This is a genomic window from Paenibacillus sp. FSL P2-0089 (assembly GCF_038595095.1).
In the GTDB taxonomy this organism is placed as follows: domain Bacteria; phylum Bacillota; class Bacilli; order Paenibacillales; family Paenibacillaceae; genus Paenibacillus_AQ; species Paenibacillus_AQ silagei.
On the sequence record NZ_CP152006.1, the window covers coordinates 3381092 to 3394031 of the forward strand.

Here is a 12940-nt window from a genome sequence, read left to right on the forward strand (position 1 = left end):
GACGCTATCCTTCGCGAAGGCTTAACATATGGGCTATACAACAGGGAAGAGGATGGAGTCTATGATTACGGCCGGACTAGATATCGGAACCACATCCATCTCCGGGCTGCTCTATGATCTGGAGAAACGTACGATTCTATATAGTATTACGGAAGCACAAGCGAGCCTGCCTTTCAGCCTGAATCAGGAATGGGAGCGGCTGCAGGACCCGGAACTGATTGTGAAGCAGGTGGAACACATACTTGACCGTCTGCTGGCGCAGCAGCCGGAAGTAGCAGGAATTGGCCTAACCGGGCAGATGCATGGGATTGTCTATTTGGATACAAATGGCAGAGCAATAGGTCCGCTGTATACCTGGCAGGATGGACGGGCGGGACAGCTCACCGGAAGGACGGGCAGTCCTACCTATGCGCAGCAGCTCAGCAATATTACCGGGTACACTGTAGCTCCCGGCTATGGACTCGCCACCCATTACTATAATGTGTCCGGGCAGCTTGTCCTTGAGCATGCAGTCGGCTTCTGCACGATTGCGGACTATATTGCGATGAGGCTGGCGAACAGTGATGTGCCGCGGATCGATGCAACGCAGGCAGCGGGAATCGGGGGCTTCAGTCTGGGGACAGGGGATTTCGATAGAACTGCGATTAGTCTCGCCGGGATCGACCCTTCGTTTTTGCCGCAGGTCGTCCCCTCCGGGACGGCAATCGGTAGCACGGCACAAGGCATTCCCGTATACACCTCGCTCGGGGATAATCAGGCCAGTTTCCTAGGCAGTGTGCCGCGGCCCGGAGAAACTCTGCTGCTGAACATCGGCACAGGGAGCCAGCTCTCGGCCTGGTTGCCTGACTGCGCCAAAGCTCCTTCTGCAATGGAGGTACGACCGTTCCCTGGCGGCGGGGTGCTGATGGTTGGCGCAGCCCTGAGCGGCGGCAAGTCTTATGCCCTGCTGGAGGGATTCTTCCGGCAGCTGGTCACCGCATACACGGGAGAAGCGCCGACAGATGTCTATTCCCTGATGTCCAGGTTGCTTAATGAAGAGGTGCTGGGAAGCGGAATCACAGGGCTTACGGTGAACACACAGTTCCTGGGGACAAGGACAGACCCGGAGAAGCGCGGCAGTGTGAAGGGGATCACGCTGGAGAATTTTACTCCCGGCGGGCTGGCCCATGCTTTTTTGCAAGGGATGGTAGATGAACTGCACGGCTTCCTGGCAGATCTGGAACAGCAGGGCGCGGGCACATTCAGCTGTCTTATAGGCTCAGGCAATGCTCTGCGGGCGAATCCGGTGTTGTGCGCCAAGGCCGAAGCGGCCTTCGGGCTACCGCTTGAGCTTGGTGAACATGCTGAGGAAGCGGCGGTGGGAGCGGCGCTCTGTGCCGCTGTCGGCGGCGGGGAGATCGCAAGCTTCAGAGAAGCTGGTGCTTATCTTAGAGCAGAGCCTAGCTGAGTTAACGGGAAGGGGGCTGTCTCAAAAGTGATTTTCTCTGAGGCGGCGATAGCCCTTTGCAGAAATCTCCCGAAGCTCCGGTTGTTCTTCAGTTGTCGCTTAAACAACAGCGATGGGAACAACGTTCTGTTTGCGGAGCGTCCACCCAAGTGCTAACGTAGATTCTTCCCATTCTCCCCACCTTCCCTGACACCGTCTGTCAGGGGAGTTTTACTATAATAGGCTATATCAAATAGTGATGGGAGAGTTGCAATTATGCACAACAGACAAGCTTATCTATATGTATTCAATACGATTTCAGACTGGGAATACGGGTATTTAGCCGCAGAACTGAACACAGGCCGATTTCTTTTTCCAGCTAATGGGCTCGTTAGAACAGGGATGAACAAGGAATATTGTAACATCTATCATTGACAAAAAATATTTTTTATGCTATAATTTACATATTAATAGTTTGTGTATATAATAAGGTTCTCCTGGCCAGGGGAATCTTATTTTTGCATGGAGGAATCACGAATGAAGCAGAACAAGTCCAGCATGACTGCCTTAGTGGCCGCTTTTGGCCGTGCGTATCACAGTCAATTTGACAGTCCAAAGATCTTCAATGATGATGTGGCACAAAAGCTGATATCACCGCAGGAATTCGCGGATATCCGCAGGAATATGGTCCAGGGGATTGCGTTCTTCAATCCCGAGATCGCGGAGAGGTACCCGGATGATCCTGAATCCATCTTGAGATGGATTGTCCAGGTTCAGTTATCCCCCACACCGCTGGCACGTGCTGCCTACTGTGAGGCTATTGTGCTGCATGAGCTGAGTCTCGGGCTGAAGCAGTATGTGATTCTTGGGGCGGGGCTGGACAGCTTTGCCTACCGTTATCCTACGCTTATGGAGCGGCTCACGATTTTTGAAGTCGATGCTCCTGCTACCCAGGCATCCAAGCAGCAGAGGCTTAAGGACGCACAGCTTGAGGTTCCGGGCAATCTTCATCTCGTCCCCATGGACTTCACGGGCGAATTCACGTATTCCAGTCTGCTTAATCGGGGATTCGATCCCGAAGCTAAGACCTTGTTCAGCCTGCTGGGGGTATCCTACTACCTTACCAAGGAGGAGAATACCCGCCTGATTAAGGAGCTGCTCGCAAAGGTTCCCTCAGGTAGCTCTATCGTTCTGGATTATGCAGATGAGTATCTAATGGAAGAGCAGGGCGTGTCCGGCCGGGTGGCCAAAATGGTGCAAATGGCTGCTGCCAGCGGCGAGCCCATGCAATCCTGGTTCAGCTATTCGGAGATAGAGGAGCTGCTGGCCGGGGCCGGGCTGCTGGTCTACGAGCACCTGTCTCCGGTTGAGATCAACGAGAGGTTTTTCAGCGGCCGGAGTGATGCTCTAAGCGCTTTTGAGACGATCCATTATGTTCATGCGGTTAAGCAGTAGGTTCCTCTCCATAAATAAAAGCTTCCACCTCCGCTACCGCGACATTCCGGTCGGGATGGGAATTGTCGATCTGCGCCACCTGTGCAGGCGGGAGCGGCCAGGCTACGGTACGGGGGCCTAGAGAAGCGCTGAAGTTCTCCCAATGGGCGAACTTCCAGGTGTCGAGCGCGGAATGCCTGCCTTCAAGCCGTTCACGGAACATGGCTGCATCCGCAAGTCCTACCAGGACTACCTTGACCTCGACTTCCTCCAGTGTGCGCCCGATGCGCGCCAGTTCGCGGCCGATCCACTCCGGATCGGCCGCTTCTTTGGTAAAGGGACCCACCACGTAGATATCGCTGGACAGACCGATATTATCCAGCGCTGCATCCATAGTAATGCGATAGCCGAGGTCGCGGCATAGTCTTTTATACTCATCAGAATCCCTGTCGTCAGGATCAAGCCCATGCATAGTCATGATCGCGGTTGCTGCCGGACGCAGCAGAATGTCCATATCGAACACTGCCGCCGGACGCCGGGCTGCAACAGCCTTGGCTAGTGTGGTTTTGCCCGCCCCTCCGGGCCCGAGGAAAAATACCAGCTTGTTCATCTGTCTCACTCCTTATCCTGCTTGCAAATCCCAGTATAGCAGGCGAATCGTTCAGGGGGAAGGAGCCAAACCGGAGAGGGTGGCCTAGCTATTGCGAGTGAATGACAGCAATCAGCAGCAAATGATATGATAGGTTCACTAAACATCGAAGCAGGAAACGAAACAGATAGAGGTTAAGAGGAGGACAACGATATGATTACCATCCGTCCCATTGAGCGCAGGGATAATGCGGCCATTGAGGGGATTATCAGGGAATGCCTGATTGAATTCGGCGGCAACCGCGAAGGCTTGGCTTGGGCAGATGACAGCCTGCAAGACTTATATACCTATTACAACAGTGCGGCGAACCGGGCTTACTGGATAGTGGAAGTGGACGGGCAGGTGCTGGGCGGCTGCGGGATTGCGGCTTTTGACGAAGCACAGCAGATCTGTGAATTGCAGAAAATGTACCTGTCCGCAGCCATCCGCGGCCAAGGCGTTGCAGCAAAGCTGCTGGATAATGCGCTTGCCTTCGCTAAGCAGCATTACCGCAAGTGTTACCTGGAGACGCTGTTGACGATGCAGGCCGCTGGCCGTTTCTATGTCAAGCACGGATTCGGCCAGATGGATGGTCCGCTGGCCGGTTCCGAGCATTATGCGTGTGATGCTTGGTATATTCGAGAGTTACATATCTGATTGCTGTGGAAATATGGACACTATGAAGAATTCACTTCGGAATCCATTCTGGAGAAGGAAGCAGGGATCATAGTGTCTTCCACGAAGCTAGTATTTAACGAAGATGAAGTCAGGCGCCTGCAGTCGAAAATTGGCCAGGTGAGTCAGGACACCAACCGGTTATATCTTCAATTGAAGGGCCAGTCCAGTAACTGGGGCGGCATTCCCATGGGCGACCATCTGGTCAGGGCCCAGGTGATGATTAATGAATTAACCGTAGAAGCGGAGAAATTAGAGGATATCATCCGTGTCGCCTTGAGAGGCGTATCGGAGCTGCAGGAAGAGAATAAGCGGGAGGCGGATAAGCTGACAGGCCAATTTAATCTGTTGCTCGCGGCTTTCGGCAGCTTGGGGCTGCAACCAGCCGCCGGACGGGTCTCCATCCCTGAATTTGTGCAGCGAAGTGCGACGAATCTCATCACTTCGATTGCCGCTTTATCGGGAAAAGATGAACTCAGCAGGGACCCGATGGTGCAGCAGCTCAGGAATGTCATTCAGACCTCAGGCCTGCTGACCGTAGCGAGTATAGCTGCACATAGTAAACTGAACGATATCTTGGCGGCGCGCAATGAGATCGCCAAGGCACAGATGGCCTTCAAAGTGTATCAGGCGTTCGGAAATCAGGTACAGATGGAGGCTGTCCACGCTCAGGCCGAAGAGGCCCGGCAGAAGCTGGCTTCTCTAGGCGTAGCCAAGATCTACTATGAAGCCGGTAAGGATCTGAGCGCCTATTATAAGCAACCGGCGATCACCGCCTGTGAGTATGATCCGTCGATTACGGCGGGCAAGGTTCCGTTACTACATAACGAAGAATATTTACTGCTCCTGCGGCTGGCGATGGAGAAAACCGCCGCCGGAGCATATGCGCGGAGCCAGCTTGTGGCGAAGCGGCAGGAAATTCAGATCGCAGCGGCTCTTAAGGAGGTTCAAGAGCAGATCGAAGCAGAGCGGCGGTTGAACGGGCCGCCGCTCATGCTGCCGGACGGCACGCCAATTACCGCAGACAACAAGGAAAATGAGACCACCTGGGACTTTTATCAGGCCAAAGTCTATGTGCCGAATGAATATCTCACCCCCATGTACACCAGTTATCTGGGGTGGCTGGATAACACGTACGGCCTCACGAAATGGGAGAGCAAGGTACGTCAGTCGGGAGATGTAGTGCTGGCTTTTACCGAAGGATTGGTGAAAGAGGTCGTCATGGGCGTGGCGGATACGGCAACCTTTGCCTTCAAGCTAGTTGTGGACCCGGTTAAAACCACCACAGAAATGAAGCAGCAGGCGCAATATCTGATTGACCATCCCGAAGTGCTGGTGAAAGCGGCGAAGATGGCGTATCATCAGTTTGACGAGGGCACCCCGGAAGAGAAGGCGAAGATGCTGGGTGCGGTCGCTTCGATTCTGGTTCCTGGACTCCAGGTCACCAAAGCAGGCAAAGCGGGGAAAGTCCTAGGCGAGGTAGAAGACGCCGTCAGCCAAGCGGCGAAGGATGCCCTGCAAGGGATTAAGCAAAAGCTCCCGGATCTGGGACGTGCAGTGCAAACGCCGGAAGGATTTGTTTTCAAGATAGGAGAGATCCCCGATACGCCAGCCTTGCCGAAGACGCCGGTGCAGCAGCGGTTTATGGATGGGTTGGAGGGGAAGGGGAACTTTGACCTGACAGAACCTACACGTTCTCCGGGAGGAAAACCTAAGGGCAAATATGAAAAGCCTGACCCTAACGAACCGAATCCAATTACTTTCCAGAATCAAGCGGCAGATTTATTAGCAAACAAAGGCTATGAGATTGAAATGTTGCCCAACACAAAGGGGGGAAATGGGTATGGAATTAAACAAACCTCTAACCCTGACTTCCTTATTAATGGTAATGCTTTTGATTGTTATTCTCCAGAGACGCTTAAGGTTAGGAATATTTGGGCGACCGTAGAAAAAAAGACCGAAGAGCAAGCGAGTCGAATTGTTATGAATTTAGACGGATATAAGGGTTCGTTGGATGAACTTTATGAACAGTTCAAGAATTATGAAATTCCTACATTGGATGAATTAATTATTATTAAGGATGGACAGATAACGAGATTAAAACCTTAGAAAAGGAGAGAAAATCATGTTTTGTAATTTTTATTTCGGAGGGTTTTCTAATTTCAGTGAATTAAAGAATTCAATAACAAGACTGTTTCAAGATGTTGATATAATAGAAACTGATGATACTCTCACAGTTTCTAGCGATGGCTTTACACTTTCCATCAAGGAGGGTGGGCATGGCACAATGTTTGCAAGTGAGGATTATGATATTACATTAAAATTTAGTTGCTATATTGATATTTTAGTTTCCCATACGAATTGGGCATATGATCTAATGGTCTTCATTGGGAAATTCCTTAACCAAATGGATGGAGACTGCATTCTTGAATTAAATGATAAGTCAATACTATTGCGAAAGAATAATGTAATAACTGTCGATGATAAGAAGTTGAACGGAACGGTTCACTTTCCTTTTTTTGCGATGGGCTTGAGTTATCAGATTGGAGATATAGCTTAGGAAGTGTACTTGAATCTGCGATGTAATATCCGTATAAAGATGCATGCAATCCCTATAAATTAAGCAGGTCACTAATGGTTAGATACCACCATAAGTGACCTGTTTTTGTTGTCTTAATTCTAGTCCATCCTGCTCAATGATCAGTTTCATAGAATCACCTATCTTTTCCGTAGAAATAGCTCTTAAAGAGTGCTCTGCATTAAACCTATAATGAGTGTGTATTGCAGCGAGGGGAGGGCGGGAAAGGGATCTCAATAGTTGTAATCGCTATCATTAGAGGGCTGTGAATATCACTGTGTGTCGTTCCACATCAGATTAAGGAGGAATAGAATGCGCAACAAGTCTGTTACATGGTCGCTTGTAATTACGCTGCTCATCTCAACGCTATTCATGGCGGCTGGACCGCTTACCCGTTCGTCGGCAGCGGGCGGACCGAATCTGGTACTTAACAAAACCATTACCGCCAGCGGGCAATCCCAGAATTATACGCCGGATAACGTTAAGGACAGTAATCAGAATACGTATTGGGAGAGCGCAAATGATGCTTTTCCCCAGTGGATTCAGGTCGATCTGGGTACGCTCACCAGTATAGACCAGCTTGTGCTGAAGCTTCCGGCAAGCTGGGAGACCCGGACGCAGACGCTGGCTGTTCAGGGAAGTACGAACGGCTCTACCTTCACGGATATCGTTGCTTCGACCGCATATGTCTTCAACCCTGCGGTGGGGAACAACAGTGTCACGGCAAACTTCAATGCTGCCAGCACACGTTATGTCCGTCTGCTGTTCAGTGCGAATACGGCATGGCCTGCGGGCCAATTGTCTGAGCTTGAAATCTACGGTGCGAGCACCCCAACCGCTGCGCCAACAGCCAGCCCTACTGCATCACCGGTTTCAGCGGGCACCTATGAAGCAGAGGCTGCTGCATTATCCGGCGGAGCGCAAGTGAACACGGACCATGCCGGATACTCCGGCACAGGTTTTGTGGACAACTATCTGGCCCAAGGTCCAGCCACCACCTTCACGGTAAATGTGCCTGCGGCGGGTACACGGAACGTTACGCTGAAGTATGCCAATGCAAGTGGAAGCGACAAGACGATCAGTATCTACGTGAACGGAGTTAAGCAGCGCCAGACCACCTTGCCGAACCTGGCGAACTGGGACACCTGGAGCACGAAGGCTGAAGCCCTCCCGCTGAATGCTGGCAATAATAGCATTGCTTACAAATACGATGCGGGGGATACGGGCAACGTTAATTTGGATCTAATTACGGTAGCATCTGCAATCATTGCTACACCTGTACCTACATCTACAGTAGCTCCAACAACTGCCCCTACACCAACGCCAACGCCGGTAACTACCCCTGCCCCTACAGCTACGGTGGCACCAACTTCCGCACCAACACCAGCACCGACAGCAACACCGGTGCCTACACCAACGGTGTCCCCTGGAGGGAACATCGCCATTGGTAAGGCGATCAGCGCCTCCTCCAGCACGCAGAATTTCGTTGCCGCGAATGCGAACGACAATAACACGGCAACTTACTGGGAAGGCAGCGGGAATCCAAGCGCCCTTACGCTCGACCTTGGAGCCAATCATAATATCACTTCAATTGTGCTGAAGCTGAATCCGGCGACCGAGTGGGGAACACGAACCCAGAATATACAAGTCCTGGGGCACAATCAGAATACAACCACCTTCAGTAGCCTCGTTTCAGCTCAGACCTATACCTTCAATCCGGCTTCGGGCAACTCGGTGACCATCCCAGTGACGGCAACCGTTAAGCGGGTACAGCTTGCCATTAATACGAATTCCGGCGCACCGGCCGGACAAATTGCCGAATTCCAGGTCTACGGCACGCCGGCTGCGAACCCGGATCTGACGATCACCGGCATGAGCTGGACGCCTGCTTCTCCGGTGGAGACAGGCAGTGTAACTCTGAATGCAACGGTAAAAAACATTGGCAATGCCGCGGCGGCAGCCACCACTGTCAATTTCTACTTGAACAACGAGCTGGCGGGTTCGGCACCCGTTGCGGCTTTGGCTGCAGGGGCTTCAGCTACAGTCTCCTTGAATGCCGGAACGCTAACAGCCGGAACTTATCCGCTTAGTGCCAAGGTAGATGAAGCGGGCCAGATTATTGAGCAGAACGAAAGCAACAACAGCTATACGAATTCTTCGCCGCTGGTAATTGCTCCAGTCTCCAGCTCCGACCTTGTCGGGACGACTTCCTGGTCACCGGGGACACCGGCTGCGGGAAACAATGTATCTTTCACAGTTAATGTCAAGAATCAAGGCAATGTTGCTTCCGCAGGCGGTGCCCATGGCATCACAGTAGCCCTGAAGAACGCCGCAGGCTCGACAGTGCAGACCTTCACGGGTTCATACAGTGGCGTGATTGCTGCCGGGGCTTCTGTCAATGTGTCGCTTCCCGGCACATGGAGTGCAGTGAACGGCAATTACACCGTCACTACGACCATTGCAGTAGATGCTAATGAGGTAACAACGAAGCAGGCCAACAACGTGAACACTGTGAATCTGGTTGTATATGCTTTGCGCGGCGCAAGTGTTCCGTACAGCCGATATGATACACAGGATGCGACCCGCGGAGGAGCTGCGGTGGTGAAGTCCGCTCCCAATTTCGATCAGACGCTGATTGCCTCCGAAGCTTCGGGACAGAGTTATGTGGCCTTACCGTCTAACGGTGCATATGCACAGTGGACAGTGAGAGCGGGGCAAGGCGGTGCCGGAGTCACCATGAGATTCACGATGCCGGATTCGGCAGACGGAATGGGTCTTACCGGTGCGCTTGACGTATATGTGAATGGAACCAAGGCCAAGACCATTCCGCTCACCTCCTATTATGCCTGGCAATACTTTTCTGGAGATCAGCCGGGTGATGCGCCAAGTGCTGGACGTCCGCTATTCCGGTTCGATGAAGTTCACTGGAAGATGGACACCCCTCTGCAGCCCGGAGACACCATCCGTATCCAGAAGAACAACGGAGACAGTCTTGAATACGGGGTGGATTTCCTGGAGATTGAACCTGTACCGGTAGCCATCGCCCGTCCGGCCAACTCGGTATCGGTCACCGATTACGGCGCAGTGGCAGGAGACGGGCAGGATGATCTGGCCGCCTTCAACAGTGCGGTTACAGCCGCCGTCTCCAGCGGGAAATCACTCTACATTCCAGCTGGAACTTTTAATCTGAGCAGCATGTGGGTCATTGGCTCGGTCAGCAACATGATCAACAACTTCACAGTCACCGGTGCAGGCTATTGGCACACCAATCTGCAATTTACGAATCCCAATGCGGCTGGCGGGGGCATCTCCTTCCGCGTCCAGGGCAAGCTGGATTTCAGCAACTTGTATATGAACTCGAATCTGCGGTCCCGCTACAATCAGAATGCCATCTACAAAGGCCTGATGGATAACTTCGGCAACAATTCGGTCATCCATGACGTATGGATTGAGCATTTTGAATGCGGTATGTGGGTGGGGGATTATGCGCGGACACCGGCGATTTTTGCGAACAATCTGCTTGTAGAGAACAGCCGCATCCGCAACAATCTGGCAGACGGCATCAACTTCTCCCAGGGGACCAGCAATTCTACTGTCCGCAATACCAATGTGCGCAATAACGGGGACGACGGACTGGCTGTCTGGCCGAGCAATACGTTCGGGGCGCCGGATGGGGTGAATAACACCTTTTCGTATAATACAATTGAGAATAACTGGCGTGCTGGCGCTATCGGCATCTTCGGGGGCAGCGGTCACAAGGCGGATCACAACTACATTATCGACACGGTGGGCGGCTCCGGTATCCGGCTGAATACGACCTTCCCGGGGGCGCATTTCAACAGCAATACGGGGATGATTTTCTCGGATACGACGATTATTAACAGCGGCACCAGCCGTGACTTGTATGACGGGGAACGCGGCGCAATTGATCTCGAAGCTTCGAGTGACCCGATCAAGAACGTTACCTTCACCAACATCGACATCATCAACACCCAGCGCGATGCGATCCAATTCGGATACGGCGGCGGCTTCTCAGGTATCGTATTTAACAACATTAACATTAACGGCACCGGTCTCGATGGAGTAACCACTTCACGATTCTCCGGTGCCCATAAGGGAGCGGCTATCTACACGTATACCGGCAACGGCTCGGCGACCTTCAACAACCTGACGACCAGCAATATTGCGTATCCAAGCTTGTATTTTATTCAGAGCGGGTTTGGGCTGTTGATTCAGTAGCCAAGAGATTGACAGGGGAGGGGCCTAAGTGGCTCCTCTTTTTGTGTAATCTTTTCATAGTAATTTCATATTTGCTTTCGATCTTTTGCGACAGCAATACAGCATCTCTGCATGTTATTCTATTCATTAAGTACATAATGACTTTACAAAGGGGAAACGTTGATGAAAAGGTTGCTTTATATCATTTTGGCAGTAGGTTTAATGATGAGTGTAACGCTCACGGGAGGGGCAGGTACTTCATCTGCTGCACAAGCTAATAAGGTATTGCGTATCGGTCTGGGAAGTCTTCCTGATCAGCTTGATCCGGCAGCAGCTGCGGATGACAGCACAGTGACGGTTCTCAAAGGGTTATTTGAAGGACTGGTCCGGTTGAATGCGGCTGGTCAGGCCGTTCCGGCAATAGCAAAATCATGGACCCTCTCGAAGGATGGCAGAACGTATACCTTTGCGCTTCGCGGGGATGCGAAATGGAGCAACGGGCAGCAGGTGCTGGCCTCGGACTTCGAGTATGCCTGGAAGCGGGCGCTGGCTCCGGAAGCCAAGAATGTCTACGCTTTTAATATGTACATGATTAATAATGCGCAGAACTACAACGAGGGACTTCTGAAGGATACCTCCAAAATCGGCGTAAAGGCGTTGAATAACACCACACTACAGGTCACATTAAAGGAGAAAACCTCCTATTTCATCCAACTGCTCGCAGAGAGTATCTATTTTCCGGTGTTCGCTAAGACTGCGAAGGCTAACAACCAATGGGCAACAGACCTTAAGTCTATGGTAACCAATGGTCCCTTCAAGCTCAAGACATGGAAGAGTAACGAGATTTCTATAGTTAAAAATCCTGCTTATTATGCGGCCCAAGAAATTAAGCTGCCGGAGGTACGTCTGCTGCTGCCTGAGAATCCGACAGTCGCTTATATGAACAAGGAGGTTGACTGGGTTGGAGGCGGAGGGGTGGAATCAGTGGATTATACATCCTTAGATAGCGCATCTTACCGCGACCTGCATGAAGGGCCGTATGCTTCCACCTATTTTTATCAATTCAATCTGACTAAGCCGCCGTTTGACAATCTGAAGATCCGCCAGGCATTGGCGATGGCGATTGACCGCGAAGCCTTGCGTTACGGCAATCCGGCGTTTGGATTTGTGCCGCCAAGTATTCATGGGACCCAGTTGAATTTCCGCACAGAGATGTCGGATAAGATGTACTTTCATGAGGATGTGGCGGCGGCCAAGCAATTACTGAAGGAAGGCATGAGAGAAGCGGGACTCACCAAGTTCCCCAGCTTCACTATTATCGTGAATGAATATATCAATCATGACGTTATCGCAAGTAAAGTGATCAAGGACTGGCAAAAGAACTTAGGCATTGAAGCAAGTGTAGAAATCCAAAGCTTCGAGGAACTGCTGGATAATCGTATACATCAGAACTATGCTATAGCAAGAGCGGGATGGAGCGCTGATTTCAATGATCCGGCCTCGATGCTGGAGCTGTTCAGTTCACAGAATGTCTCCAATGATACAGGGTGGAGCAATACAGTGTATGACCGTTATATGCAGCAAGCCCGGCAGGCGGCCGACCCCGGCACGCGTATGCAGATCTATGCCACGGCCGAACAGCTGCTCATGGATCAAATGGCAGTTATTCCGCTGTTTTACACTGTGACTGATTATTTGAGTCATCCGAATATCAAAAATGTATATGTTGACTATGACGGGTCCATAGCTTTCACAAGAGGCTCGTGGCGGTGAAAAGCATTTAGAATACAAGGATCAGGAGGCCATGAGCAGATTGCTGCTTGTGGCTTCTTTCTTTTGGCCCGGAAGCTCTTCACCAATCGTTCAAAATCAAGCCGTGTCCGTACAGACAACAGCGCATATCTATGTTAATATACGTTATGAATGAATATAATAAAATTCATTCATGATCTGGGCTGGTATCAAGAGAACTACTATTTTG

8 protein-coding genes and 1 pseudogene are annotated in these 12940 nt (G+C 51.5%); 8 read left to right on the forward strand and 1 reads right to left on the reverse strand.

The features are described from left to right. Positions 1–61 precede the first annotated feature (61 nt). The 3 genes and pseudogenes from NST69_RS14015 (at position 62) to NST69_RS14025 (ending at position 2881) form a co-directional block, all read left to right on the forward strand. Positions 62–1447, forward strand: coding sequence for an FGGY family carbohydrate kinase (locus tag NST69_RS14015; protein ID WP_342549662.1), 1386 nt, complete (start codon positions 62–64; stop codon positions 1445–1447). A gap of 255 nt (positions 1448–1702) precedes the next feature. After that, positions 1703–1795 (forward strand): annotated as a pseudogene (locus NST69_RS14020) (glutamine amidotransferase); the annotation flags it as partial. A gap of 168 nt (positions 1796–1963) precedes the next feature. Beyond that, positions 1964–2881 carry a class I SAM-dependent methyltransferase gene (locus tag NST69_RS14025; RefSeq protein ID WP_342549663.1) on the forward strand — a complete coding sequence of 306 codons (918 nt, stop codon included), beginning with the start codon at positions 1964–1966 and terminating at the stop codon, positions 2879–2881. Here NST69_RS14025 and NST69_RS14030 read toward each other — a convergent pair. Further along, positions 2871–3470 carry a hypothetical protein gene (locus NST69_RS14030; RefSeq protein WP_342549664.1) on the reverse strand — a complete coding sequence of 200 codons (600 nt, stop codon included), beginning with the start codon at positions 3468–3470 and terminating at the stop codon, positions 2871–2873. The genes NST69_RS14025 and NST69_RS14030 overlap by 11 nt on opposite strands. A 192-nt stretch (positions 3471–3662) precedes the next feature. On the opposite strand from NST69_RS14030, the gene NST69_RS14035 reads away from it, so the two are divergent. The 5 genes from NST69_RS14035 to NST69_RS14055 all read left to right on the forward strand — a co-directional run bounded on the left by NST69_RS14035 (position 3663) and on the right by NST69_RS14055 (position 12732). Further along, on the forward strand, positions 3663–4145 hold the full coding sequence (locus NST69_RS14035) for a GNAT family N-acetyltransferase (protein WP_342549665.1): 483 nt from the start codon (positions 3663–3665) through the stop codon (positions 4143–4145). Next, positions 4146–6272 carry a hypothetical protein gene (locus NST69_RS14040; RefSeq protein WP_342549666.1) on the forward strand — a complete coding sequence of 709 codons (2127 nt, stop codon included), beginning with the start codon at positions 4146–4148 and terminating at the stop codon, positions 6270–6272. A gap of 16 nt (positions 6273–6288) precedes the next feature. Beyond that, positions 6289–6723: a hypothetical protein gene (locus tag NST69_RS14045; protein WP_340953113.1), complete on the forward strand. Its 435-nt coding sequence runs from the start codon at positions 6289–6291 to the stop codon at positions 6721–6723. 330 nt (positions 6724–7053) lie between these two features. After that, a complete protein-coding gene (locus NST69_RS14050) occupies positions 7054–10980 on the forward strand; it encodes a discoidin domain-containing protein (RefSeq protein WP_342549667.1) in 3927 nt (1308 codons plus the stop codon). Positions 10981–11142: 162 nt separating this feature from the next. Then, entirely contained in the window at positions 11143–12732 is a 1590-nt protein-coding gene (locus tag NST69_RS14055) for a peptide ABC transporter substrate-binding protein (protein WP_342549668.1), read from the forward strand. Positions 12733–12940 lie beyond the last annotated feature (208 nt).

Coding starts and splice junctions, on each gene's coding strand:
- NST69_RS14015 (WP_342549662.1), top strand. CDS start 62: ATGATTACGGCCGGACTAGATATCGGAACCACATCCATCTCCGGGCTG.
- NST69_RS14025 (WP_342549663.1), top strand. CDS start 1,964: ATGAAGCAGAACAAGTCCAGCATGACTGCCTTAGTGGCCGCTTTTGGC.
- NST69_RS14030 (WP_342549664.1), bottom strand. CDS start 3,470: ATGAACAAGCTGGTATTTTTCCTCGGGCCCGGAGGGGCGGGCAAAACC.
- NST69_RS14035 (WP_342549665.1), top strand. CDS start 3,663: ATGATTACCATCCGTCCCATTGAGCGCAGGGATAATGCGGCCATTGAG.
- NST69_RS14045 (WP_340953113.1), top strand. CDS start 6,289: ATGTTTTGTAATTTTTATTTCGGAGGGTTTTCTAATTTCAGTGAATTA.
- NST69_RS14050 (WP_342549667.1), top strand. CDS start 7,054: ATGCGCAACAAGTCTGTTACATGGTCGCTTGTAATTACGCTGCTCATC.
- NST69_RS14055 (WP_342549668.1), top strand. CDS start 11,143: ATGAAAAGGTTGCTTTATATCATTTTGGCAGTAGGTTTAATGATGAGT.